24 protein-coding genes are annotated in these 25,419 nt (G+C 68.1%); 19 read left to right on the top strand and 5 right to left on the bottom strand.

The genetic code is table 11. From position 1 onward, the window contains the following. Positions 1–165: 165 nt before the first annotated feature. Positions 166–1,047 carry an IclR family transcriptional regulator gene (locus C5E41_RS35780; RefSeq protein WP_308706040.1) on the bottom strand — a complete coding sequence of 294 codons (882 nt, stop codon included), beginning with the start codon at positions 1,045–1,047 and terminating at the stop codon, positions 166–168. Positions 1,048–1,463: 416 nt separating this feature from the next. Between C5E41_RS35780 and cysD the strand changes: the two genes are divergently transcribed. Genes cysD through C5E41_RS23345 form a run of 5 tightly spaced genes read left to right on the top strand, consistent with a single transcriptional unit; the run spans position 1,464 to position 7,554 of the window. Next, a complete protein-coding gene (gene cysD / locus C5E41_RS23365) occupies positions 1,464–2,408 on the top strand; it encodes a sulfate adenylyltransferase subunit CysD (protein ID WP_258081204.1) in 945 nt (314 codons plus the stop codon). After that, positions 2,408–4,297 carry an adenylyl-sulfate kinase gene (gene cysC, locus C5E41_RS23360; RefSeq protein WP_104377911.1) on the top strand — a complete coding sequence of 630 codons (1,890 nt, stop codon included), beginning with the start codon at positions 2,408–2,410 and terminating at the stop codon, positions 4,295–4,297. Before cysD ends, cysC begins: the two co-directional genes overlap by 1 nt. A 35-nt stretch (positions 4,298–4,332) precedes the next feature. Beyond that, positions 4,333–5,571 (top strand): hypothetical protein, encoded by a 1,239-nt coding sequence (locus C5E41_RS23355; protein WP_258081198.1) that lies wholly within the window; start codon positions 4,333–4,335, stop codon positions 5,569–5,571. Continuing rightward, positions 5,568–6,359 carry an SDR family oxidoreductase gene (locus C5E41_RS23350; RefSeq protein WP_104377910.1) on the top strand — a complete coding sequence of 264 codons (792 nt, stop codon included), beginning with the start codon at positions 5,568–5,570 and terminating at the stop codon, positions 6,357–6,359. Before C5E41_RS23355 ends, C5E41_RS23350 begins: the two co-directional genes overlap by 4 nt. Positions 6,360–6,417: 58 nt before the next feature. Beyond that, positions 6,418–7,554, top strand: coding sequence for a sulfotransferase family protein (locus tag C5E41_RS23345; RefSeq protein WP_104377909.1), 1,137 nt, complete (start codon positions 6,418–6,420; stop codon positions 7,552–7,554). Positions 7,555–7,654: 100 nt separating this feature from the next. On the opposite strand, the gene C5E41_RS23340 is transcribed toward C5E41_RS23345, so the two are convergent. Further along, positions 7,655–8,320, bottom strand: coding sequence for a TetR family transcriptional regulator (locus C5E41_RS23340; protein ID WP_104377908.1), 666 nt, complete (start codon positions 8,318–8,320; stop codon positions 7,655–7,657). Between the two features lie 139 nt (positions 8,321–8,459). Between C5E41_RS23340 and C5E41_RS23335 the strand changes: the two genes are divergently transcribed. From C5E41_RS23335 to C5E41_RS36015, 3 genes are all read left to right on the top strand, one after another. Next, positions 8,460–9,611 carry an acyl-CoA dehydrogenase family protein gene (locus tag C5E41_RS23335; protein WP_104377907.1) on the top strand — a complete coding sequence of 384 codons (1,152 nt, stop codon included), beginning with the start codon at positions 8,460–8,462 and terminating at the stop codon, positions 9,609–9,611. 25 nt (positions 9,612–9,636) lie between these two features. Next, positions 9,637–10,395, top strand: a complete 759-nt coding sequence (gene fabG / locus C5E41_RS23330) for a 3-oxoacyl-ACP reductase FabG (protein WP_104377906.1) — start codon at positions 9,637–9,639, stop codon at positions 10,393–10,395. Between the two features lie 133 nt (positions 10,396–10,528). After that, positions 10,529–10,843, top strand: coding sequence for a transposase (locus C5E41_RS36015; RefSeq protein WP_104377905.1), 315 nt, complete (start codon positions 10,529–10,531; stop codon positions 10,841–10,843). Positions 10,844–10,863: 20 nt separating this feature from the next. Here the strand turns inward: C5E41_RS36015 and trpD are convergent, their stop codons facing one another. Continuing rightward, the gene (gene trpD, locus C5E41_RS23320; RefSeq protein ID WP_104377904.1) at positions 10,864–11,916 is read right to left on the bottom strand and encodes an anthranilate phosphoribosyltransferase; all 1,053 of its coding nucleotides are present in this window, start codon (positions 11,914–11,916) and stop codon (positions 10,864–10,866) included. 246 nt (positions 11,917–12,162) lie between these two features. Next, a complete protein-coding gene (locus tag C5E41_RS23315; protein WP_104377903.1) occupies positions 12,163–12,597 on the bottom strand; it encodes a hypothetical protein in 435 nt (144 codons plus the stop codon). Positions 12,598–12,806: 209 nt separating this feature from the next. Here C5E41_RS23315 and ctaE point away from each other — a divergent pair, with 209 nt between their 5' ends. From ctaE to C5E41_RS23290, 5 genes are all read left to right on the top strand, one after another. Then, a complete protein-coding gene (ctaE, locus tag C5E41_RS23310) occupies positions 12,807–13,418 on the top strand; it encodes an aa3-type cytochrome oxidase subunit III (protein ID WP_104377961.1) in 612 nt (203 codons plus the stop codon). A gap of 81 nt (positions 13,419–13,499) precedes the next feature. Continuing rightward, positions 13,500–14,378: a cytochrome bc1 complex diheme cytochrome c subunit gene (gene qcrC / locus C5E41_RS23305; RefSeq protein WP_104377902.1), complete on the top strand. Its 879-nt coding sequence runs from the start codon at positions 13,500–13,502 to the stop codon at positions 14,376–14,378. After that, a complete protein-coding gene (qcrA, locus tag C5E41_RS23300) occupies positions 14,375–15,547 on the top strand; it encodes a cytochrome bc1 complex Rieske iron-sulfur subunit (protein ID WP_104377960.1) in 1,173 nt (390 codons plus the stop codon). The genes qcrC and qcrA overlap by 4 nt, the downstream gene beginning before the upstream one ends. Continuing rightward, a complete protein-coding gene (gene qcrB / locus C5E41_RS23295; RefSeq protein ID WP_104377901.1) occupies positions 15,544–17,169 on the top strand; it encodes a cytochrome bc1 complex cytochrome b subunit in 1,626 nt (541 codons plus the stop codon). Before qcrA ends, qcrB begins: the two co-directional genes overlap by 4 nt. A gap of 195 nt (positions 17,170–17,364) precedes the next feature. After that, complete coding sequence (locus C5E41_RS23290) at positions 17,365–17,640, top strand: Lrp/AsnC family transcriptional regulator (RefSeq protein WP_036500227.1); 276 nt, start codon at positions 17,365–17,367, stop codon at positions 17,638–17,640. Between the two features lie 122 nt (positions 17,641–17,762). Here C5E41_RS23290 and C5E41_RS23285 read toward each other — a convergent pair whose 3' ends face one another. Continuing rightward, positions 17,763–19,598: a DEDD exonuclease domain-containing protein gene (locus tag C5E41_RS23285; protein WP_104377900.1), complete on the bottom strand. Its 1,836-nt coding sequence runs from the start codon at positions 19,596–19,598 to the stop codon at positions 17,763–17,765. Between the two features lie 551 nt (positions 19,599–20,149). On the opposite strand from C5E41_RS23285, the gene C5E41_RS23280 reads away from it, so the two are divergent. From C5E41_RS23280 to C5E41_RS23255, 6 genes are all read left to right on the top strand, one after another. After that, positions 20,150–20,743 carry a C40 family peptidase gene (locus tag C5E41_RS23280; protein WP_104377899.1) on the top strand — a complete coding sequence of 198 codons (594 nt, stop codon included), beginning with the start codon at positions 20,150–20,152 and terminating at the stop codon, positions 20,741–20,743. Between the two features lie 198 nt (positions 20,744–20,941). Then, positions 20,942–22,039 (top strand): NlpC/P60 family protein, encoded by a 1,098-nt coding sequence (locus tag C5E41_RS23275; RefSeq protein ID WP_084491868.1) that lies wholly within the window; start codon positions 20,942–20,944, stop codon positions 22,037–22,039. A gap of 53 nt (positions 22,040–22,092) precedes the next feature. Next, a complete protein-coding gene (locus C5E41_RS23270) occupies positions 22,093–23,094 on the top strand; it encodes a hypothetical protein (RefSeq protein ID WP_104377898.1) in 1,002 nt (333 codons plus the stop codon). 168 nt (positions 23,095–23,262) lie between these two features. Continuing rightward, positions 23,263–24,435: a glycosyltransferase family 4 protein gene (locus C5E41_RS23265; protein ID WP_104377897.1), complete on the top strand. Its 1,173-nt coding sequence runs from the start codon at positions 23,263–23,265 to the stop codon at positions 24,433–24,435. Positions 24,436–24,558: 123 nt separating this feature from the next. Further along, positions 24,559–24,942, top strand: coding sequence for a polyketide cyclase / dehydrase and lipid transport (locus tag C5E41_RS23260; protein WP_063030938.1), 384 nt, complete (start codon positions 24,559–24,561; stop codon positions 24,940–24,942). 23 nt (positions 24,943–24,965) lie between these two features. Then, entirely contained in the window at positions 24,966–25,403 is a 438-nt protein-coding gene (locus C5E41_RS23255; RefSeq protein WP_104377959.1) for an SRPBCC family protein, read from the top strand. The last annotated feature ends 16 nt before the right edge of the window (positions 25,404–25,419 follow it).

The following is a 25,419-nucleotide window of genomic DNA, read 5'->3' as shown; positions in this document are numbered from 1 at the left end:
GTTGTGACATGGTGACGCCAGGATGGGCCGGCGCCTCCCTCGACGGCATTCGTCGGCCCTGAATCGAGGTGCCGGTGGCCGCCGAGATGATGGGAACCGTCGGTGCCGAGCAGGCCGCTGTTGCGTTTGTTGGATGGGCGGCATAACTGTGTGCACGGCGGTCGGTCAGGTGCCGGTGGTGGTTCGGGTGATCTTTTCGGCGGTGCCGGTGATCGCGGTGCCGAGGTCGGTGAGGTGCTGGGCGGACAGGCGGGTGTCGGGGCAGGCGACTACGGCGGCGATGACGCGGTCGCCCGCGAAGATCGGGGCGGCGACGGTGACTACGGCGTTTTCGGCGCCGAGTTCGTCGGGGAGGTAGTCGATGGTGATCAGGTCGGTGATCATGCTGCCCAGGCGGTTGCGGAGTGGATCGGTGACGGGGGAATTGCGCAGGGCGGCAAGGGCTTCGAGTACCGGTGCGGATTCGTCGGCGAGGCGTTCGACGGAATAGCCGCGGTCGCGCACGGCGTCGAGGACCGCGAGCAGGCGTTCGCGATGGGCGGGGTCGGCGTGGTCGATCCAGGCGGTGCGTTCGGAAGCCGGTGCCCAGGCGATGAATTCACGGGCCACCGGCGGTGCCACGGGCAGGCGGCGGCCCTGCCGGATCCACGGCACCGACGGGGTGCCGGCGACCTCGGTGATGATGATCGAACCGTCGTCGCGCTCAGCCAGGAAAACCGGAAAGCCCTGTTCGGCGACGAATTCCCGCAGCAGGTCGACAGCCAGGCGGCGCAGCGGGAACGCCGCCTCCGCGCGCCGTGCGACAGCGAGCAGCCCCATCCCGAGACCGTAGTTGCCGTCGAGATCGCGCACCGTCCAGCCGTCGGTCGTGAGCTGGGTCAGCACCGCATGTGCCGTCGCCCTCGACAGTCCGGTCTCGCGCACGATCCGCGCCAGCGACAAGTGCTCGGCGGGCCGGCGCGACAGCAGGTCGATCACCCGCACCACGCGATGCGTGGGTGGTGAACCCGCGGAGGCGGCAGCAGCGACCTCGGTGCTCTCGGACATCGCGCCCTTTCTGGTCGATAGATGCGGTGACTGGTCACACCGGTCCGCACCGCCGCTCACCGTACCGGTCGCCGCAGGCGTGGTGCTTCGAGTGCGGTGGTCCTTCGAGCGCAGTAGTCCTTCGAGCGCGGTGGTCCTTCGAGCGCAGTGGCGTGGTTCGGTGCCTTCGTCGGTGCGGATTCACGATGCAGCGACTTCGCACCGGTATGGCGGCCAGGTGCGGCGGCTGCGAAACCCGCGCCTCGTCAACAACCCCTTGACCGACAACCCCTTGACCCCGACAACCCCTTGACCCCGACAACCCCTTGACCGACGCGCAGCTGTCCGCTTATCGTCGGTGTCACAATATCGAACAATAGCGTCGAATATTCGACATTGCAACCCCGAGGTGGTCGAGAATTCGGCTCGTGGATGCGATGCGATGCGATGCGATCGATGCGGACAAGGCGAATGTGATGCGGACGGGATACGAGCTGTCGCATCTGTCGGCCCTCGAGGCCGAATCGGTGCACATCTTCCGAGAGGTGGCGGCCACCTTCGAACGACCGGTGCTGCTGTTCTCCGGCGGCAAGGATTCGGCGGTGATGCTGGAGCTGGCGCGTAAGGCGTTCTGGCCGGCGGCGCTGCCGTTCGCGCTGCTGCACGTCGACACCGGGCACAACTTCGACGAGGTGATCGACTTCCGCGATCGCACGGCCGCCAGGCTCGGTGCGCGGCTGCTGGTGGCGCGGGTGCAGGACGATATCGACGCCGGGCGGGTGACCGAACGCCCGGGTGAGAGCCGGAATCGGTTGCAGACCACCACATTGCTGCGCGCGATCGCCGAACACCGCTTCGACGCGGTATTCGGCGGCGCGCGCCGCGACGAGGAGAAGGCGCGCGCCAAGGAACGGGTCTTCAGTTTCCGCGACGAATTCGGCGCCTGGGAGCCGCGGGCGCAGCGCCCGGAGGTGTGGAACCTCTACAACGGCAAACACCGTGCGGGCCAGCATATTCGGGTGTTCCCGCTGTCGAACTGGACCGAACTCGACATCTGGGAGTACATCGACCGCGAGGCGGTGGAACTGCCGCCGTTGTACTACGCGCACCGCCGTCCGGTGTTCCGCCGCGACGGAATGCTGCTGGCCGCCAATCCTTTCCTGACTTCGGGGCCGGACGAACCGGTGTTCGAGACGACGGTGCGGTTCCGCACCGTCGGCGACGCCACCTGCACCGGATGTATCGAGAGCGAGGCCGGCGATCCGGCGGCCGTGATCGCCGAAACCGCGATCACCCGGCTCACCGAACGCGGGGCCACCCGCGCCGACGACCGCATCTCCGAATCCGGGATGGAAGACCGCAAGCGGGAGGGCTACTTCTGATGAGTCGCAATCTGTTACGTCTCGCGACGGCCGGCAGTGTCGACGACGGCAAGTCCACCCTCATCGGCCGCCTGCTCTACGACTCCAAGAGCCTGTTCTCCGATCAGCTGGCCGCCGTCGAACGCGCCAGCGCCCAACGTGGTGATGCCGCGACGGATCTGGCGCTGGTGACCGACGGCCTGCGCGCCGAGCGGGAACAGGGCATCACCATCGACGTGGCCTACCGCTACTTCACCACGCCGCGCCGCAAGTTCATCATCGCCGACACCCCGGGCCACGTGCAGTACACGCGGAATATGGTGACCGGCGCCTCCACGGCCGATCTGGCGTTGATCCTGGTCGATGCCCGCAAGGGCGTGGTCGAGCAGACCCGCCGGCACGCGTTCCTGGCCTCGCTGCTCGGGGTGCCGCACCTGGTGGTGTGCGTGAACAAGATGGATCTGGTGGACTGGTCGGCCGCGCGATTCGACGAGATCCGCGAGGAATTCGCCGATTTCGCGGCGAAACTGACCGTCGGCGATCTGAGTTTCGTGCCGGTCTCGGCGCTGCACGGCGACAATGTGGTCACCGATTCCGCGCATACGCCGTGGTATGCGGGCCCGCCGCTGCTGAGCCACCTGGAACAGGTGCATATCGCCTCGGACCGCAATCTGATCGACGCGCGGCTGCCGGTGCAGTACGTGATCCGCCCGCATGCCGCCGGAGGGGCCGGCGGGGCCGGCCATCGTACCTATGCCGGAACCATCGCCGGCGGCATCTTCAAACCCGGCGACGAGGTGGTCGTGCTGCCGTCCGGGCGCTCGTCGCGGGTCGCGCGGATCTGGGGGCCGGGCGGGGTGAAGGTCGACGAGGGGTTCACCGGGATGGCGGTCTCACTGGAACTCGACGACGAGGTCGATGTCGGGCGCGGAGATATGCTGGCCCGCCCGGGAAATCGGCCGCATATCGCCGATGAGGTCGACGCCATGGTGTGCTGGTTCTCCGAGACCACCGAACTGCGGCCCGGTGCGCGCTATGCGATCCGCACCGCCGCCCAGACCACCCGCGTCCAGGTCCACGACCTCGACTACCGGCTCGACGTCAACACCTTGCACCGGGTCACCGACGCGAATGCGTTGGCGCTCAACGACATCGGCCGACTCACGCTGCGCGGCCAGCGTCCGCTGATGGTCGACAGTTACCGCGACAATCGCCGCACCGGCAGTTTCATCCTGATCGACGAGGACACCGACCAGACCGTGGCCGCCGGTATGATTTTGGCCCGCGATACCGGACCGGATTCGGTGCCCGACGCCTCGGCCGCACCGGCGGTGGTGCGCGAGGACGTCGTCTGGCACGGCTCGTCGGTGGGGCGCGGCCAGCGTCCGCACGCCGGTGCGACGGTGTGGTTGACCGGTCTGTCCGGCTCCGGAAAGTCCACGATCGCCGTGGAATTGGAGCGCCAGCTGGTAGCCGCCGGCCGCCCGGCCTATCGGCTCGACGGCGACAATCTGCGGCACGGGCTCAACGCCGACCTCGGCTTCACCGACGAGGACCGGCGCGAGAACATCCGCCGGGTGGCCCAGGTCGCCTCGTTGTTCGCCGACGCCGGTCTGTTCGCCATCGTCTCGGTGATCAGCCCGTTCGCCGACCAGCGTGAGCAAGCGCGCCGGGTGCACGCCGCGAGCGGCCTGGACTTCCACGAGATCTTCGTCGACACCCCGCTGGAGGTGTGCGAACGCCGGGATCCGAAGGGGTTGTACGCCAAGGCCCGTGCGGGCCGGCTGCCGGATTTCACCGGTATCGACTCACCCTACGAACGTCCCGAACACGCCGAGCTCGTGCTCACCCCCGACCACGGCTCACCCGCCGACATCGCCGCGCTGATCCGCCGCGAACTGAGACTGTGAACCGCAGTTCTGCCCGCACAACACGCTAGGACGACATGAGTACATCGACAGGATCGTCACCGGGAACCGAAACCGCCGCCGGAAACGGAATTCCGGGCGGCGAACTGCTCACCGAACCGTTCACCGCGGCGATCGCCGAGGCCGAGAAGCTGATCGCGGCAGCGGATTTCATCCACGACGAGCAGGACCTCGCCGAGGGATACGCCTACCTCGCGGGCAGTATCGCCGCCTGCCTGCAGCTGTCGGGCACGCACGGCACCAGCCACCCGTACTTCGTCAGCTCTACGGGTCCGCACGCGAAAATGGGCCTGGACAACCCGGATACGCTCTACTACCACGCCAGCATCGAGCCGGGTGCGGAGTACCTGATCACCGGCGTTCGCGGCAGTACCGTCGACCTCAGCTTCCAGGTGCTGCGCGGTGATTACACCGCCACCGACGTGCCCAACGGTGACGACGCCTTCGACGACCGCCGCCTGCGGATCGCCGCGGACGGCAGCTATCGGCTGCGCTTCGGCCCGCCGAAAGCCGATGCCGGGCAGAACTACTTCGCGCTCGGCGAGGGTGCTTCACTGCTCGCGGTGCGCGAGGTCTACGGCGACTGGAACGCGGAGACGAAGGGCAGTATCCGGATCGAGCGTCTCGACACCGTCGGGACCGCGCCCGCCGAACCCGGTGTCGACCAGTTGCGCAAGCGGTATCGCGCCGCGGCGCGGGCGTTGGTGCAGCGCATCCACACCTGGTTCAACTTCCCCAAATGGTTCTACCTCGATCTGCCGGTGAACACCCTCACCGAACCGCGGCTCACCCCGGGCGGGCTCAGCACGCAGTACTCCTCGGTCGGTCATTTCGATCTCGACGACGACCAGGCGCTGGTGATCACGGTGCCGAAATCCCACGCGCCGTATCAGGGGTTCCAGCTCGGTAGTCGCTGGTACATCTCGCTCGACTACGTCAACCACCAGACCAGCCTCAACAGCGCTCAGGCCCAGGTCGATCCCGACGGGATGATCCGCATGGTGGTCTCGGCTCGCAACCCGGGCATCACCAATTGGATCGAGACCACCGGGCGCCGCCGCGGCATCCTGCAGTTCCGGTGGCAGCGCGTCGCCCGCGAGATGACCGCCGCGGATGGGCCGCAGTTCGCCCTCGTGCCGTTCGACGAGGTGGCGGCGCAACTGCCGCACTACGAACTCAACCGCATCGACGAGGCGGGCTGGCGAGCGCGCATCGCCGACCGCCAACGCGGTTTCGCCGATCGGATGCTCGGATGAGCGACGGAACGGGTCTGCTGGCCGACAAGGTGGTCGTGATCAGCGGTGTGGGCCCCGGACTGGGCCGCTCGCTGTGCGTCCAGGCGGCCGCGGCCGGCGCGAAGGTGGTGCTGGCCGCGCGCACCGAATCGCGGCTGCGGGAGGTGGCCGACGAGATCGACGGCGCCGGCGGGACGAGCCTGATCGTGCCGACCGACATCACCGACGACGCCGCGGTGGCGAATCTGGTCGAGCGCACGGTCGCGACCTTCGGCCGGGTCGACGCGCTGATCAACAACGCGTTCGCGATGCCGTCGATGAAATCGCTGGCGCGCACGGACTTTCAGCAGATCAGCGACAGCCTGGAGTTGACCGTTCTCGGCACGCTGCGAGCGACCCAGGCCTTCACCGATGAACTGGCCAAGACCCGCGGCGCGGTGGTCATGATCAATTCATCGGTGCTGCGGCATTCCGAGCCGCGCTACGGCAGTTACAAGGTTGCCAAGTCGGCGCTGCTGGCGATGTCGCAGACGCTGGCAACAGAACTGGGCGCCAAGGGGATTCGGGTCAACAGTGTGGCGCCCGGCTATATCTGGGCCGATCGGTTGAAGTGGTATTTCGGGGAGGTCGCCAAGAAATACGGCATCACGGTCGAGCAGGTGTACGAGCAGACCGCCTCCCGATCGGATCTCAAACGTCTGCCCGAACCGGACGAGATCGCCAGGGCCGTGGTCTTTCTCGCCTCCGAGTGGGCCAGTGCCATCACCGGCCAGACCCTCGACGTCAACTGCGGCGAATACCACGCTTGAGTTTGCCGCGCCGCCCTTCGCATTCAGTGCCGCCCTTCGCATTCAGTAAGGACAATTCATGACTGCACGCACGAATGTCGGTACCGTCGCCGATCTCCATGCTTCGGCCACCAAGTTCTGCGGCCTCACCGATTTCGGCGACGACGACTACACCGAGGCGCTCGGTGTGCTGCTCGACTCCTATCAGCGCGACGCCGACCTCACCGAACTCGGTTCCAAGATGAACCGCTACTTCCTGCGCGGCGCATTGGTCGCGCGGGCGCTGAGCGAGGCGTCCTGGAAGGCCAATCCCGGGTACGCCCAGACCGCGATCGAGCGGCCGATCTTCGTCACCGGCCTGCCCCGCACCGGCACCACCGCGCTGCATCGGCTGCTGGCCGCCGACCCGCGGCATCAGGCGCTCGAGATGTGGCTGACCGAACTGCCGCAGCCGCGCCCGCCGCGGGAGACATGGGCCGACAATCCGGTGTTCCAGCAGATCGACGCCGGTTTCGCGCAGCATCACATCGAGAATCCGGAATTCATGGGCCTGCATTACATGAGTGCCGCCGAAGTCGAGGAATGCTGGCAGTTGCTGCGTCAGACGGTGAAGTCCATCGCCTACGAATCGCTGGCGTATCTGCCGACCTATTCGCAGTGGTTGCAGCAGCAGGACTGGACCAACGCCTATCAGCGGCACAAGCGCAATCTGCAGCTGATCGGCCTGGGTGACACGCGCGGCTGGGTGCTGAAGAACCCCAGCCACCTGTTCGCGCTGGACGCGCTGATGGAGGTCTACCCCGATGCGCTGATCATCCAGACCCACCGCGACCCGGTGACCATCGTCGGTTCGTCGTGCAGCCTGTCCGAACAGGCCACCAAGGGCTGGTCGAACATCTTCGTCGGTGAGACGATCGGCCGTTCCCAGCTCGAACTCTGGTCGCGGGGCCTGCGCGAATTCAATTCCGTGCGTGCGCGATACAACCCCGATCAGTTCCTCGACGTCCAGTTCGAGGATCTACGGGCGGATCCGTTCGGTACCGTCGAGAGGATCTATTCGACGTTCGGGCTGGATTACACCGAGCCGGCCCGGAACGCGATGCAGGCGCTCGACGAGGAGAGCAAATCGGGCGACCGCAAGCCCGCGCACACGTATGCGCTGGCCGACTACGGATTGACCGAGGACGAGGTGAGGTCGGTCTTCGCGGACCTCTGAGACGGTGGTACAGCGGACGGACCGGCACGGATCACCACTACCGTGCCGGTCCGTGGTGTTGTTCGGACGAATCCCGTAGCTCTCACCGGCGGGGGCCGGCTCAGCCCTCGGCCGATTTCTCCCGGCGCCGGGCGCGCCGCTGTTCGATCGCGGCGAAGCGCAGCTCCAGCCCCGCGACGAACGATTCCAGCGCCAATTCGAAACTCTCCGAGTCGATTTCGTCGGCCTTGGCGCGCAGTAGATGGGCCTGCTCCAGGTGCGGGTAGCGATCGCGGTAGACCTGCACGTCGTCGACGAAGCCGCGGGAGAACGAGCCGATGGTGGAACCCATCACCACATAGCGGGTGGCCGCTCCGATCATCGTGGCCTGGCGGGGCGGCCAGCCGGCGCCGACCAAGCCGCCGTGTACCGCGTCGGCGGCGCGTAGATTCTCGTCGCGGTTTCCGGGGCCGGAGGCGAGGTACGGCACGAAGTTGGGGTGGCGGACCAGGGCGGCGCGATACGAGCGCGCCCACGACATCAGCCCCGTCCGCCAGTCGGCGGTCTCGAAGGCCGAGGCGTCCACATGGGACATGATGCGGGCGGCGATATCGTCGAGCAGATCGTCCTTGGTGGGGTAGTGGCCGTACAGCGAGGGCGCCTGAACGCCCAGCTCGGCGGCCAGTTTCCGCATCGAGAGTTCGGGCAGTCCGTCGCGGTCGATCAATTCCAGTGCCGTCTCGCGGATGCGTTCGCGACTCAGTAGCGGTACCCGTGGCCGAGGCATCCTCGCCACCTCCTTCGCCGCGAAACCGGACCGTGCCGAGTCAACCTACAGGTTGGGCACCGGGGTCTTGAACATCCGAACACTGTTAGTTTATCCTAGCGGTAGATACCTAACAACGTTCGGTTAGGAGATGTCCGTCATGGACCTGCAACTCGGCGATGCCCACCGCGAGCTGCGCGAGGTTGCCCGCGCCTGGGTCGACAAGGAGGTCGTGCCCTACGCCGCGGCCTGGGACCGCGCCGAATCGGTGGATACCGCGATCGTGCGCAAGCTCGGCGACATGGGCTTTCTCGGTATCGAGATCCCGGAGGAGTACGGCGGCTCCGGTGGTGACGCGCTGTCGTACTGCCTGCTGCTCGAGGAGCTCGGTCGTGGCGACAGCTCGGTGCGCGGCATCGTGTCGGTCTCGCTCGGCCTGGTGGGGAAATCGATCACGAGCTACGGCAGTGAACAGCAGAAGCGGGACTGGCTGCCACGCTTGTGCGCGGGGGAGTCGCTGGGCTGCTTCGGCCTCACCGAACCGGGCACCGGGTCCGACGCGGCGAATCTGACCACCCGTGCCGTCCGCGACGGCGAGGACTGGTTGCTCTCCGGCACCAAGATGTTCATCACCAACGGCACCTGGGCCGATGTCGCGCTGATCTTCGCCCGCACCGGCGAACCGGGGCCCAAAGGGGTCACCGCGTTCCTCGTGCCCACCGACACAACGGGTTTCGGCCGCACCGAGATCAAGGGCAAACTCGGTCTGCGCGGACAAGCGACCGCGGAAATCGTGCTCGACGGGGTGCGGGTGCCGGATGCGGCGCGACTCGGCGGCGAGGGGCAGGGGTTCCGGATCGCGATGGCCGCCCTCGACAAGGGGCGTATGGGCGTGGCCGCGGGATGTGTCGGGGTCGCCCGCGCCTGCCTCGAGGCCGCCGTGCGCTATGCCGGGGAACGCGAACAATTCGGTAAACCGATCGCCTCCTACCAGCTGGTGCAGGAGTTGATCGCCGATATCGCCGTCGATGTGGAGGCCGCGCGGCTGTTGGCCTGGCGGGTCGCCGACCTGGTCGATCGCGGCGAACCGTTCGGCACCGAGGCGTCGGTGGCGAAGCTGTTCGCCAGTGAGGCCGCGGTGAAGGCGGCGAACAACGCCATCCAGGTATTCGGCGGGTACGGGTACATCGACGAATACCCGGTGTCGAAGTATCTGCGCGACGCGCGGGTGCTCACCCTCTACGAAGGCACCAGCCAGATCCAGAAACTACTCATCGGACGCGCCCTCACCGGCGTGAACGCCTTCGTGTGACAACCGATTTCGAGGAGAGAATTCGATGACAGATCAGCGCAGAGTGGCCGTGGTGACCGGGGCCGCCCGGGGCATCGGTGCGGCCACCGCGGCCCGCCTGGCCGCCGATGGGGCGGCCGTGGCCATCGCCGACCTCGACGAGAATGCCTGCAAGGCAACGGCGGACGAGATCGTCGCGGCCGGTGGAGTGGCCGTCCCGCTGGCCTGCGATGTCACCGACGAGGCGGGCGTCGACGCCGCCTTCGATCGGGTCGCCGCGGAGCTGGGATCGCTCGACATCCTGGTCAACAACGCCGGCGTGCTGCGCGACAACCTGCTGTTCAAGATGTCGGCCGACGACTGGGACACCGTGATGTCGGTCCACCTGCGCGGCGCGTTCCTGTGTTCCCGTGCGGCACAACGGCATATGGTCGCCCGCCGCTACGGCAAGATCGTCAACACCTCCAGCGTCTCGGCGCTCGGCAACCGCGGACAGGCGAACTACTCGGCCGCCAAGATGGGCATTCAGGGACTCACCCGCACCCTGGCCATCGAGCTGGGCCCCTACGGCATCAACGTCAACGCCGTCGCGCCGGGCTTCATCGTCACCGAGATGACCGCCGCCACCGCGGCCCGCGTCGGCGTGTCGGTCGAGCAGTGGCAGGCGAAATCGGCCGAGATCACTCCGGTGCGCCGGGTCGGACGCCCCGAGGACATCGCGAACACCGTGGCCTTCCTCGCCTCCGACGAGGCGTCCTTCATCACCGGCCAGACCATTTACGTCGACGGCGGCCGTCGGCTCTGAAACCCCCTCCGGGAGTCTCAATGAAGTTGTCAAGCCATCATGCGCAGAACCAGCGTCACCGAGGACCACGGCACCTTCCGCGGCACGGTCCGCGCATTCGTCGAGTGCAGTCGGGTCCCGAGCCCTTGCCGGAATCGACACCGAGGTCGGCGTCGATCTGGGGCCGCGTGCGTGCGTTTGCCGTACTGACGGGACACAGATCACCTCACCGAGGTTTCTACGCCGGGCCGAGCCTGGACTACGACATGCTCAGCGGGAGTCGTCCAGGAAGCAGCCCGGCAGCTCGAATCGTGCGCGAGCCCGCCGACGGGTGGCGAAATGTGATGCGCGGGCGCGCGATTCCCGTGCGGACTGGTTGCAGAAGCGGTCCAGTGAAGTTATCCGCGATAACCGAGCGGTGTATGTCGAGGACCTCTGCGTGAACGGCCGAGTCGCCCGGTCGGCGTGACCGGGCGTTGCTGTCCCGGTTCAGTCCCCGAGTTCGTTGCTCACTTTCACCCAGCGGTCGAGCAGTTGGGTCGCCGCTCCGGTGTCGACCGAGGCGGCCGCCCGTTCCAAGGCCGGGCGCAGTAGCTCGTGGATATCGGTGCGGGCGGTCTCGGGGGTCAGCTCGAAGGCGACGATCGCGGCGGCGGAGTTGAGCAGGACGGCGTCGCGGACGGGCCCCGGGGCGCCGTGGAACATGTCGCGGGCGATCGCGGCGTTGACCGTCGCATCGCCGCCGCGCAGCGCCGCCGGATCCACGCGGGGGATGCCCAGGCGCGTCGGATCGATGACGGTCTCGTACTTTTCACCCGCGGAGACGACCCAAACATCGGTGGTGTCGGCGGTGGTGATCTCGTCGAGGCCGTCATTACCGCGCACCACCAGCGCATTGGCGCCCCGTTCGGCGAACGCCCCCGCGATCACCGGGACGAGCTCGGGGAAGGCGCATCCGATCAGGCCCGCGCTCGGCTGCGCCGGATTGGTCAGCGGGCCCAGCACGTTGAAGACCGTCGGAATGCCGATCTCCTTGCGCGCCGGACCGGCGAACCGCAGCGCCGGATGAAACAGCGGGGCGAAGCAGAAGCCGATGCCCACCTCGCGCACACACTGAGCCACCGACTCCGGGCTCAACGCGATCCGCACACCCAGCGCCTCGAGCACGTCCGCGCCGCCGCTCTTCGACGACGCCGCCCGATTACCGTGCTTCACCACCGGAATGCCCGCCGCGGACACCACGATCGAGGACATCGTGGAGATATTGACCGTGCCGGAGCGGTCGCCGCCGGTGCCGACGATGTCGACCGCGCCCATACCGAGCGACACCCGCCGGGCATGGCTCAACATGCCGGTCGCCAGTCCGGACAGCTCGATCGCGGTGGGGCCCTTCATCTTGATGGCCACGCCGAAGGCCGCGATCTGCGCCTGGGTGGCGTTGTCGGAGAAAATCTCGTCGATCGCCCACGCCGCCTCCTCCGCGGTCAGATCGACCCCGTCGGTCAGGGCACCGAGAATCTCGGGCCAGCTGCGCGCGCTCATCACATCTCCCGTTCGCGATCGGACACCCGCATCGCTCGTCCACGCGGGCGTGGGGGCCGTCGGATCGTCGTCGGCCGCCCGGCTAGCAGCCTAATCGGCGGAGGCAATTTCTTTGTGCTCGGCGTCTTTCCCGCGAGCGGCGCCGGCCCGGTGCGGGCGGGCATGCGTACGCGCGGCGGAAGGAGACGGCAGAAGAGACTACGGAGGACAGAGACTACGGAGGACAGAGACTACGGAGGACAGAGACTACGGAGAACTCGGCCCGGCCCCGCTCGGCTGAAGTGCGTCCCAGCCCACCGCCGTGCCTTCGTGCCGCTGTGCCAATCCGGCCATCCGCGACCGCTCTTGCGAGCAGTGCAGCGCATCGAGGACCTGCACCCGCTGTAATACCAATTCGGTATGACTGCCGTTCGCAAAGGCCTCGGACGCCGCGACGGGGGAGTAGCCGTCCTGGGCGGCGATGGCCACGACCTCGTCCCGGGCCGCCGCCGGGATACGCAGATGATGACGCAGCAGGGCCTGCTCCTCGGCGCGCCAGCCGGTCGCGCGCGCGAGTGCGCTCGAGCAGGCTTCGGCATCGTCGAAACTGGACACGACGACCATCAGATCCGTTCGTGCCGGATCCAATTCCGCCGCCGCACCCCGGCCCGACAGGCGCTGCCACACCGATCGAATTCCCATTCCATCCGCCTTCCTCCGTGCTTCGACGCAGCATCGCATATCCGGGATTTCCGCTGGTCACCATGGTCGCATCGGCGCTCGACCTGCGGGTTCACCGGACACGCCGAACCGGGCCCCAGACCCGCACGCGCGCTGACGATTCCGAGTCCGACACCCCGAATTCGCACCCGGCTACGCCTGTCGTACTACGACGAGTCATACTTACCGGCGTGACGACCGCAGTAGGGACCCCAGGATCGGCCATTACTCAGCGTGTGCATTCGCTGAACCGGCCCAACATGGTCAGCGTCGGAACCATCATCTGGCTGTCGAGCGAGCTGATGTTCTTCGCCGGCCTCTTCGCCATGTACTTCGTCGCTCGTGCCCAGGCTCATGGCAACTGGCCGCCGGAACCGACCGAGCTGAATCTCAAGCTCGCCGTGCCGGTCACGGCCGTGCTGATCGCTTCCTCGTTCACCTGCCAGATGGGTGTGTTCTCGGCCGAGCGCGGCGATGTCTTCGGCCTGCGCCGCTGGTACCTGCTCACCTTCCTCATGGGCGCGTTCTTCGTGGCCGGTCAGGGCACCGAGTACCACGCGCTCTACCAAGAGGGCACCACCATCTCGAGCAGCATCTACGGCTCGGTGTTCTTCATCACCACCGGCTTCCATGGTCTGCACGTCATCGGCGGTCTCATCGCGTTCATCTTCCTGCTGATTCGCACCAAGGTCAGTAAGTTCACGCCCGCCCAGGCCACCGCGGCCATCGTGGTCTCCTACTACTGGCACTTCGTCGACATCGTCTGGATCGGGCTGTTCGCCACGATCTACTTCGTCCGCTAGCCGGGCGGCGGCCGTCACGCGCGGTCCGCGACAAATACACACTTTGCACAAGTCGGTTCCGTCTACTCCAAAGGGACACAGATGAGTTCATCTCCCCCGTCAGCGCCAGATCCCACGAGCGGGATCGGCAGCGCTGAGAACAACCAGGCCATCAAGACCCGCAAGCAGCGCCGGATGCGCCGCAAGCTCGCCGGCGGTCTGGTTCTTCTGATGGGCCTCGTCGGAGCCGGCTTCGCGGCATCGGCGCTCACCCCGCACGCACAGGTCGCGACGGCCAACGAGGATCAGTCCGCGCTGATCCGCGAGGGTAAGCAGATCTATGAGACCTCCTGCATCACCTGCCACGGCGCCAACCTGCAGGGTGTGCAGGACCGCGGCCCCAGCCTGATCGGTGTCGGCGAGGCGGCGGTCTACTTCCAGGTGTCCACCGGCCGCATGCCCGCCGCGGGTAACGGCGCGCAGATCCAGCGCAAGCCCCCGAAGTTCGACGCCCGCCAGACCGACGCGCTGGGCGCGTACGTGGCGGCCAACGGCGGCGGCCCGACCGTGGTCCGCGACCCGAACGGCGAGATCGCGCAGGATTCCCTCATCAAGGGAGCCGACCTGGGACGCGGTGGCGAGTTGTTCCGCCTCAACTGCGCGTCCTGCCACAACTTCACCGGTAAGGGCGGTGCGCTGTCCTCCGGCAAGTTCGCGCCGCCGCTGGAGCCGGCCAGCTCGCAGCAGATCTACACCGCGATGCTCACCGGCCCGCAGAATATGCCGAAATTCTCCGACCGGCAGCTGTCTCCGGAGGAGAAGCGTGACATCGTGGCCTATGTGAAGGACCGCACCGAGACCAAGCCGGAGGCCGGATACGGCCTGGGCGGTTTCGGTCCCGCGACCGAGGCCATCGCCATCTGGGTCGCCGGCATCATCGTGCTGGTCGGCGCCGCGATGTGGATCGGATCGCGATCATGAGCGAACAGGAGCGAAACGAGATGAGCCGGCCTGAGGATGGCGGCGGTAAGGGCGTGAACCTGAACCCCACCGAGGAGCAGCTCGACGCGATGTCGACCGCCGAGCTGGTCGAACTCGGTACCGCGCGCGACGGTGTCGACGTCGTCTACCGCGCTCCGCGCTGGCCGGTTCCGGGCACACGCGCGGAGAAGCGGGCCGAGCGCCACGTGACGTTCTGGTTCGCCATCTCCGCCCTGGCGGCGGCCGGGCTGATCGGCGTCTACCTCTTCTGGCCCTGGGAATACAAGGGCCGCAACGAGGACGGCAACGGCCTGTACTCGCTGGCCACGCCGCTCTACGGCCTGCTGCTGGGTATCGCGGTGCTGGCCATCGGCGTCGCCGCGGTCATCATCCGCAAGAAGTTCGTCCCGAACGAGATCTCCATCCAGACCCGCCACGACGGTCCCTCCGACGAGGTCGACCGGCGGACCCTGGGCGCGCAGCTGTCGGACGCGCTGGAGACCTCGACGCTGGGTCGTCGCAAGATGATCACCCGTACCGCCGGACTGGGCGTGGGTGTGCTGGGTATCGGCGCACTGTTCCTGTTCGTCGGCGGCATGATCAAGAACCCGTGGGCCAAGGGCATGAAGTCCCCGCTGTGGGTGTCGGGCTGGACTCCGGACTACCCGGGCCAGACCATCTACCTGCGCAAGGACACGGGCCGGCCCGAGGACATCGTGCTGGTGCGGCCGGAAGACCTCGACGCCGGTGCCATGGAGACCGTGTTTCCCTGGAAAGAGGAGTGGCGCGGCAACGAGGAGGAGACCCTCCAGTCGCTGCGCGGCATCCGCAACGCGGTCATGTTGATCCGCCTGCGCCCCGAGGACGGGCAGAAGGCGATCAAGCGCAAGGGCCAGGAGAGCTTCAACTTCGGTGACTACTGGGCGTACTCGAAGATCTGCACTCACCTGGGCTGCCCGACCTCGCTGTTCGAGCAGCAGACCAACCGGATTCTGTGCCCGTGCCATCAGTCGCAGTTCTCGGCGACCGAGTGGGGTAAGCCGATCTTCGGTCCCGCCGCCCGCGCGCTGCCGCAGCTGCCCATCACCGTCAACACCGACGGCTACCTGGTCGCCAACGGCGACTTCATCGAGCCGCTCGGTCCGGCCTTCTGGGAGCGTCGTTCATGAGTCCGAGCAAAGTGGTCGCACAGGCCAACGAGATGGACGAGCGGTATCGTGCCGCGGCGTTCGTGAAACGGTCGATCAACAAGGTCTTCCCGACCCACTGGTCGTTCCTGCTGGGTGAGATCGCGCTCTACGCCTTCATCATCCTGATCCTGTCGGGTATCTACCTGACGCTGTTCTTCGATCCGTCGATGAGCGAGGTCGTCTACCACGGCGCCTACCAGCCGCTGCGCGGCGTAACCATGTCGCGGGCGTACGAGACGGCGTTGAACATCTCCTTCGAGGTGCGCGGCGGTCTGTTCGTCCGCCAGGTGCACCACTGGGCGGCGCTGCTGTTCGCGTGCTCGATCATCATCCATCTGTTCCGCATCTTCTTCACCGGTGCGTTCCGCAAGCCGCGTGAGGCGAACTGGGTGATCGGCTCGTTGCTGCTGATCCTGGCGATGTTCGAGGGCTTCTTCGGCTACTCGCTGCCCGACGACCTGCTGTCGGGTACCGGTCTGCGGGCCGCCTTCGGTGGTATCACCATGGGCATTCCGCTGGTCGGCACCTGGATGCACTGGCTGATCTTCGGCGGTGACTTCCCGGGCACGATCATCATCCCGCGCCTGTACATCGCGCACGTGCTGCTCTTCCCGGGCATCATGCTGGCGCTGATCGCGGCGCACGTGGCGATCGTCTGGTACCAGAAGCACACCCAGTTCCCCGGGCCGGGCCGCACCGAGAACAACGTGGTCGGTGCCCGCATCGTGCCGGTGTTCGCCGCCGACCAGGGCGCGTTCTTCATGTTCACCCTGGGCGTGCTCGCCGTCATGGGTGGTGTGCTGCAGATCAACCCGATCTGGAACCTGGGCCCCTACAACCCGTCACAGGTTTCGGCCGGTTCGCAGCCCGACTTCTACATGATGTGGACCGACGGTATGGCCCGTCTGATGCCGCCGTGGGAGCTGTATCTGGGCCGTTACACCGTTCCGGCTCCGTTCTGGGTCGCGCTGATCATGGGCCTGGTATTCGTGGTGCTCATCGCCTACCCCTGGATCGAGAAGCGCCTCACCGGCGACACGGTGCACCACAACATCCTGCAGCGTCCGCGTGACGTGCCGGTGCGCACCGCGATCGGCGCCATGGCCATCGCCTTCTACCTGGTGCTGACCCTGGCCTGTGTCAACGACATCATCGCGCTGAAGTTCGACGTGTCGCTGAACGCGACGACCTGGTTCTTCCGCATCGCCCTGCTCGTCGCGCCGCCGATCGCCTACTTCCTGGCGTACCGGTTGTGCCTGGGCCTGCAGCGCGCCGACCGCACGGTGCTCGAGCACGGCATCGAGACCGGTGTGATCAAGCGTCTGCCGCACGGTGAGTACATCGAGGTGCACCAGCCGCTGGGCCCGGTCGACGATCACGGCCACCCGATTCCGCTGGAGTACCAGGGCGCGCCGGTGCCGAAGAAGATGAACAAACTGGGCTGGGCCGGCAAGCCGGGTTCGGGTTCGTTCCTGCGGGCCGATCCGGCCGCCGAGGCCGAGGCGCTCACCGCGAGCGAGCACGAGGCCGAGCACAAGCAGCTGGAGGTCCTGGCCACCTACCAGGAGCAGAACAGCGGCGGCGGCAAGCACAGCCACTGAGTTCGCTGTTCCGGAGCCCCGAGTCGACCTTCGACTCGGGGCTTCGTCGTATCTGTGGGCGGTGTGGGATCTGCGGGCGGTGGCGTATCTGCGGCCGTGTCGTGTGCGGGGCCGGTGTCATGTGCGGCGACCGCGTTCCGGCGGGACGCGGCCACGGTGCGGGCTCGTCCGCGGCGCGCAATTAGACTCACGCTCATGATTACCGCGATCGTTCTGATCCATGCCGAGGCGGCCCGGATTCCCGAAACCGCGCAGGCACTGGCCGATCTCGACGGCGTCGCCGAGGTCTACTCGTGCGCGGGAGACGTCGACCTCATCGCGGTGGTGCGGGTGCGCGATCACGAACAGATCGCCGAGGTGGTGACCGGTCGGGTGAACAAGACCGCCGGAGTTTTGCGCACGACGACCCATATCGCCTTCAAGTCGTATTCGAGTGCCGATGTGGAGGCCGGGTTCTCGCTGGGGGAGTGAGTGCCGACGGGAGTTCCGCATATCCGGACCGAGCTCGCGCCGTCTCGGAGCACTGACGTGGCAGCAGGACCGAGGCTCCCGAGTTTCCGGGCTCGAGGACGGAGTCGGAGAATCTGGGCGGTTCAGGCGATGGTGCGTGAAAGGTACTCGCCCGCCGCCGATTCCGTGCGCAGCGCGGTGTCCGCCCTTTCCACCCATTCCAGCCAGGGGCCGGCGCCCAGACGCGGTTCCCGGTAGCCGTCGCTGGTGCGTACGATGCGGGTTCCGGGTTGGTCGAGCCAGCGGGCGATCACGCCGGTTTCCTCGGGCGGGGCGCCGCGCAGCGGCGGGTGGTCGGGATCGTGCAGATCATCCGTGTCGGTGGGGATGCGCGGCTCCGGGGACGGGCCCGGCGCGATCGTGGTGGGCCGGACCGTCTCGGCGGCGGCGACCAGGCTGTCGACCACCGGCATCGGTGGGATACCGCGCGCGGCGGTCCCGGCGGCGGCGAGCCGGCCGTAGCGGATCACCGCGAACTCCCAGCCGCCGCTGCCGTCGGGACGGGCCGCGATCAGCTCGGCGATCCGGGCGAGGGCGGCCAGGCGCTGAGTGCGGCGTAGCGCCCGCACCACGGCGCAGGTCCGATCACGCAGCCGCGCGGCGGCCTCGAAATGCTCTGCGGCGACGTACTCGTCGATGCGGGCGGCGATAGCCCGCAGGGGTGCGTCGTCACGGCCGGTGAACAGATCCCGCACCGCCCGCGGCGCGGCCGCGTACTGTGCCGCCGGCACCCGCTCGCCGAAGATCGCCGCCGGGCACCCGCCCACGGCCGCGGGCGGACAGTCGTTGCCGTGCACACCGCCGCGGGGGATGCGCGTCGTGCAAGTGCGCAGGCCGCTGTATTCCGCGAGGGTCGCCGCGACCTCGGTGGCGTCGGTGCGGGAACCGAAGGGCCCCAGGGCATAGGCGGTCGGTGTGCGGCTCACCGCGAATCGAGGGAAGGGCTCGTCGGTCATCGTCAGCCACCATGCGCGCTGGGGGAATTTCGAGCGCCGGTTGTAGGGCGGGGTGTGCGCCACCAGCAGGCGCAGCTCGCGCACTCCCGCTTCCAGTCCGTGCGCGCAGCGGACGTGATCGACGCGGGTGGCGAGCATGACCATTTCCCGCATCCGGGTGCGGGTTTCGGAGCCGGTGAAGTAAGTGCGCACGCGCCGGCGCAGATTCACCGCCGTCCCTATATAGAGGACTTCCTCCGAGGGCCCCCGGAACAGATACACCCCCGGTGCGGCGGGCAGATCGGCGGCGAGGATGCGCTTGGAGCGCTGGCGGCGGGTGACCTCGGGCAGATAGTCCATCAATTCGGGCAGGGTCTGCACACCGAGATTGCCCACCCGTTCGAACAGCGCGTGCAGGACGTCCACGGTGGCGCGCGCGTCGTCGAGGGCGCGGTGCGTGGGCCGGGTGGAGGAGCCGAGGAGTTGAGCCAGCGCCGAGAGCCGCACCGTCGGCGCCTCGTCCCGATCGAGAATGCGCCGCGCCAGCTGAACCGTGCACAGCACCTGGAAGGCCGGCCATGCGGTATCGCAGCGTTGGGCCGCCGCCTTCAGGAAGGACATGTCGAAGCGGGCGTTGTGGGCGACGAGCACTGCGCCCGAAGCGAATTCGAGAAATCCGGGTAGCACCGCCTCGATCCGCGGGGCCTCCAGGACCATCGCGGTGGTAATGCCGGTGACCTGCACGATCTGCGGGGGAATCGCGCAGCCGGGATCGACCAGCGTCGCGAATTCGCCGAGCACTTCGCCGCCGCGCACCTTCACCGCCCCTATTTCGGTGATGGCGTCCCCGTCGGGCCGGGTCCCGGTGGTCTCGAGGTCCACCACGACGAAGGTGACGTCTCGTAGTGCGATCTCGGGCTCGTCGCCGCCGTGACCGGGGAGTTCGAAGGCCAGCTGGGCCGGTCGCGGAACGGGGGAGGGCACGGCGAGCAGCGTATGCGCGGGGTCCGACAGGATCGGTCCGGACGCCGGCCGACGGCCGGACCGGCGCGAAGTTTGCGCTCTGCGAGGTTCGGATTGCGCGAGTATGCCTAAAAGTGACCAGGGTCACGGTAATTCGATATAGCTATGAATAGTGGCGAATGGGTGAGGTCTGCGACGGTCGCGGAGAGGTGGGACTCGACTGCCTGGTGTCGATCATCAAAACCTGCGGACTGTTCGGTTGGTTTCTGGCCGGCACGCCCTGGGCTACTTGCGGTTTCCCGCCCGGAGTGACTCCTGGCTCCGGCGTCGGCACGCCCGATCGCGGGGCGGGCTGCACCTGGGTAAACGCAATCACCGAGAGACATCGTTATCTTTTCGTGATTGATGTGATCCATCTCGCACGCCGGCGAGCGGGAGCGCGTATTCGAACCCGTTCCGGAACGCGGGGGCTTTACAACGCGCCGTTATGTCCTCGTAACCTTTTCGAGACCTCACGGAGTCCGACGCACCACCGGGTGCGGCGTCGTGGGGCAGATGAGGAGTACCGCATCATGGCGATCAAGCGACAGGTTCAGGGGCTGCCTCGTACCGCCCGCCGGGCCGTTGCGGCCGGAGCCGTTGGCGCAGCAACCCTCAGCGCTCTGCTGCTCCCGGCGACCACCGCCGGGGCGGCGCCGGTCACCGTACCGGGCGTCGGCACCTTCGATGTTCCCGATCAGGTCCTCGGCGCCGTTCCGCCGGGCGCCGTTCCGCCGGGCATTCAGATCCCGGGGATCGCGCCCGCGCCGTTCGCGCCGCAGCCGACCGTCGGCCAGCGCGCGGCCGATGCCGCCCTGTCCAAGGTCGGCGCCCCCTACTCGTACGGTGCCGCGGGCCCGAACGCCTTCGACTGCTCGGGTCTGGTGAAGTGGTCCTACGAGCAGGCCGGTCGCGAACTGCCGCGCACGAGCTACGAACAGCTCGAGGAGGGCACCCCCGTCTCGCTCGACGCGCTGCAGCCCGGTGACGTGGTGTCCTTCTACGGCGGCAGCCACTCCGCGCTCTATGTCGGCGACGGCAACGTCGTGCACGCCTCGACCGCCGGTGAGCCGGTGAAGGTCGCCCCGATCTCCTCGATGCCGGTCGCGGGCGCTCGCCGCTACTGATTCGACACGCCGCGAAGCGGCTTATCCACGACCCCCGGATCGGCGCATTCCGCACAGTTCGGACCGCCGATCCGGGTATTCGGGGTATACGGCGTGATCGTTTCGTGCTCTGCTGGACACGGGCGGTCGCCGTTCCGTAACCTTATCGAGACCTTCGTGGTTTCCAGCTCGGGACGAGAGAACGGGGCACGGCAGGCCGTGACAGCGCACAAGGGCAACGCGCAACGCAACAACAGAACCAGACGCCTGGTCGGCGGCTCACTGGCGGTGGGCGCGCTCGTGTTCGGAGCGTCTTCCGGCGGCCTGGCGACGGCCGATCCGGCGCCCGCGGAACAACCGGCCACCGCCGGTGACGCGGTGCAGCGGCTCATCGAGTTGTCGCATCAGTCCGAGCAGCTCAACCAGCAGGCGCTGGCCGCGCAGGGCGATCTGGAAGCCAAACAGGGCGTGGCCCGCGACGCCGATGCCAAACTCGCGACCGCGACCCAGGCCCTCGATGCCGCCAAGGCCGAGGTGCGCAAATATCAACCGGCAGTGGACCGGACCGCGATCGCCGCCTATCAGGGCGCCCGGACCAACCGGCTGTTCTCGGTGCTGGTCTCCGATTCCCCGCAGCAGCTGCTCGACCAGATGTCGACGCTGGACGTGCTGTCCACGCAGACCGCCGATCAGCTGGCGCAGTTCTCCAAGGCCACCGATTCGGCCACCGCCGCCGAAACCGCCGCCAAATCCGCCTCCGACGCCGCACAGGCCGCCGCGCAGAAGGCCGACCAGGTCCGCGCGGATCTCGAACACAAGCGCGCCGATCTGCAGGGCGCGATGGCTCAGGTCATCCAGGCCTGGGGTGCGCTCTCGGCCGGGGAGAAATCCACCCTCGCCGGATCGCTGTTCCCGCCCGGCTTCGACCGCGACACCCTGCTTCGCGGTCTGGTCCCGGGCAGCGGTACCAGCGCGCTGGCCGCGGGATTGACCCGCGTCGGCGACCCGTACGTCTGGGGTGCGACCGGCCCCGATCAGTTCGACTGCTCCGGCCTGGTGCAGTGGGCTTTCCACCACGTGGGTATCGATCTGCCGCGCACCAGCCAGGCGCAGGCGACCGTCGGCACGCCGGTGTCCCGGGACTCGTTGCAGCCCGGCGACGTGGTGTTCTTCTATTCGGACGCCTCCCACGTCGGCATCTACGCCGGGAATGGCATGATCCTGCACGCCTCCACTTTCGGTGTGCCGGTCGCGGTGGCGCCGATGGGAAACACCCCCTTCCATTCCGCGCGCCGATACTGGATCGGAATGCCGTAAACACTGCGAGAATCTGGCGGCGAGTCATCACTCTGACGTGAGGATCGTGTCGTATGAGCGGATTGTTGCGGGTCCGGACATGGCTGGCGCATCGTGGGCGCTTCGAGTTCGTCACCACCCTCGCCATGGTGGTGGCACTGACCGCGGCGGGCGGCGCATTACTGCTGCTGCCGAAGACCGGGCTGCACACCGTGCCCGCCGCCGCGGAATCCGATTCCGCGCCGGCGCACGCCGATCCGCAGCTGCCCGAGTTGCGGCGCATCATGAGTTCGTACGGACCCGTTGTCGCACAACACGTTTCGGGTGACGACGGCAAGTTGTCGGTGGTGCTGGGGCATCCGTACCAGCGTGGCGACGTCGACCAGCTCGCTCGCGAGGTCGGCCCGGCGGTCACGGCAGTCTCCCAGGTGTGGGGTACCGACTGGGCCCACGAAGCCGTGGTGGCCGTCGCGTCGAGCAGTTCCGAATTCGCGGCCCTGACCCACGCCACCGGTCCGGTGTCCGACGAGGTCGCGGCGGCCTCGGTCTCGGATCCGTTCGTGCCCGGCACCCAGCCCACCGGTCAGCGGATCGTTTTCTCGCCCGATGCCGGGCGCCGGCTCGGCCCGGACGGTCTGCGCGAAACCCTGCGCCACGAACTCACCCACGTCGCCGCCCGGGCCGGGACCGTCGACGGTTCCCCGCAGTGGGTGCTGGAAGGGCTCGCCGAATACTGCGGCCACCGCGGAAATCAGCGGCGATTCGCGCAGCTCGCGCCGACCGTCACCACCCGCGCCCGCTCCGGTGACCTGCCCGTGGACCTGCCGTCCGATACCGCGTTCACGCCGAGCTCGGGCGCCGATGCCGCCCTCGCCTACGAACAGGCCTGGTCGGCCAACGCGTTCGTCGCCGACCGATTCGGAGAGCCGAAACTGGTCGCGCTCTACCACCGGCTCGCCACCGGCCCCCAGGCCCAGGCCGCGCTGGATCGCGGCCTGCGCGACACCCTGGGGCTCGGCCACACCGAATTCGTCGCCGCCTGGCGCGACTGGATCAAGGCCCGCGTCGCGGCCTAGGAACCCGCCCGGCCGCGGCGGGCGCCCGAGAGCCGGCCGCGGAGCCACCGCGCGGAGGCGGCTGCGGGGCCACCCGCATCGAGCGGCCGCGGGCCACACCGATGGAGCCGGAGACGGGCCGCACCCCGTAGAAGCGGACGCGGCGGCCGCACCCATAGACTCGCCCCCATGGGCCGCACGCTGTTGATCACCAACGACTTTCCGCCCCGGCCGGGCGGCATTCAGTCGTATGTTCATTCGCTCGCGCTGCGGATGCCGCCGGAGGATCTGGTCGTCTACGCGCCCCGCTGGCGCGGCGACTCCCATCAGCGGTTCGATGCCCAGCAGCCGTTCGAGGTGGTGCGCCACCCGACCACGTTGATGTTGCCGACGCCGCTGGTGCTGCGCCGCGCCGCGAAACTGCTGCGCGAGCAACGATGCGACACCGTCTGGTTCGGTGCGGCCGCGCCACTGGCCCTGATGTCGCCGGCACTGCGCCGCTTCGGCGCGGATCGAATCGTCGCCAGCACCCACGGCCACGAGGTGGGCTGGTCCATGCTGCCGGGCGCCCGGCAGGTCCTGCGCGTGATCGGCGACCACACCGATGTCGTCACCTACGTCAGCAAATACACGCGCCGGCGCTTCGCTGCGGCCTTCGGCGCCCAGGCGGCCCTGGAATATCTGCCGCCGGGTGTGGACAGCACTGTCTTTCGTCCCGATCCCGCCGCGCGGGCGGAACTGCGCGCCCGATACGGCCTGGGCGAGCGGCCCACGGTGCTGTGCCTGTCGCGGCTGGTCCCGCGCAAGGGCCAGGACATGCTGATTCTGGCCATGCGCGAGATCCGCCGCCGCATCGACGGCGCGGTGCTGGTCATCGCGGGCGGCGGCCCGTACGAGGAGAAGTTGCGCGCGCTGGTGCGCTCGCTGGACCTGGAGGCGGACGTGGTATTCACCGGTCGCGTCCCAGCCGCCGAACTGGCCGCCCATCACACCCTCGCCGATGTCTTCGCGATGCCCTCGCGCACCCGCGGCGCCGGGCTCGACGTGGAAGGTCTCGGCATCGTCTATCTGGAGGCGTCGGCGACCGGCGTGCCGGTGGTGGCCGGAAATTCCGGCGGCGCACCGGAAACCGTGCTCGAGGGCCGCACCGGCACGGTGGTCGACGGGCGCGACGAACGAGCCGTGGCCGCCGCCGTCGTCGACATCCTGTCCGACCGCGACGCCGCGGCGCGAATGGGCGCCGCCGGTCGCGAATGGGTCGCCGACCAGTGGCGCTGGGACGTTCTGGGCGGCCGGCTGCGTAGTCTGCTCGATCCCGGCGCGCATTCCGGCGTCGCGGGATCCGACGGCTCCGTCCGGTGAGCCGCCCGGCGCCCGGGCCGCGCGTGGCGGCAGGTCGCGCGGGCTCGGCACTGCGTTACCGCCTCCGGGCTCGGACCCAGTAGGCTCGGGCCTCATGAGCGAGCGCAGCAGCGAGCCACAGCCGTGAGCAGCATCCAGGTGGCTGACCAGACCTTCGTCGCCGCGCCCGGCGCCGCGGTCGCCGAGGTCCTGGCGGATCGGTCGCGTTGGCACCGCTGGTGGCCCGACCTCACCCTCGAGGTACGAGAAGACCGGGGTGACAAGGGAATTCGCTGGTCGGTCAGCGGGCCGCTGACCGGCACCATGGAGGTCTGGCTGGAGCCGTCCCTGGACGGGGTGATCCTGCACTACTTCCTGCACGCCGAACCGCCGGGCGCGGCCGCACTCTCGCCCCGAACCCTGATGGCCGCCAACCGTTCCCGGCGGGTAGCCGGCAAGAAGATGTCGTTCGAGGTGAAATCGCGGCTGGAGGCCGGCCGTCCGGCCGGTGTGGCGCCGTCACGCTAGGTCGAAAGGAAACGCTGTCAGTCATGGCCGACCGGACCCAGAGGTCGATCACCATCGATGCCCCCTCGGATCGGGTGATGGCCGTCATCGCCGATCTACAGTCGTATCCGGACTGGGTGTCGGCGGCACGATCGGTGGACGTACTGGAGACCTTCCCCGACGGACGGGCCCGCACGGCGAAATTCGTGCTGGACGCCGGCGTCGTCAAGGACACCTACGTGCTGTCCTACACCTGGCGGGCCGACGGCCGGGCGGTGAGCTGGAAGCTGGTCAGCGGCGAACTGCAGAAGGCGCAGGACGGCACCTACGAGCTCATCGACCAGCCCGACGGCACCACCCAGGTGGTGTACGAGCTGACCGTGGACCTCACCATCCCGATGATCGGGATGTTCAAACGCAAGGCCGAGAAGGTGATCACCGATACGGCCCTCAAGGAACTCAAGAAACGGGTCGAAGGCTGACCCGGCCTCCGCAGCG

It is taken from the genome of Nocardia nova (assembly GCF_002933465.1).
GTDB classification, from domain to species: Bacteria; Actinomycetota; Actinomycetes; order Mycobacteriales; family Mycobacteriaceae; genus Nocardia; species Nocardia nova_B.
This window is presented reverse-complemented; position numbering and strand designations above follow the sequence as displayed.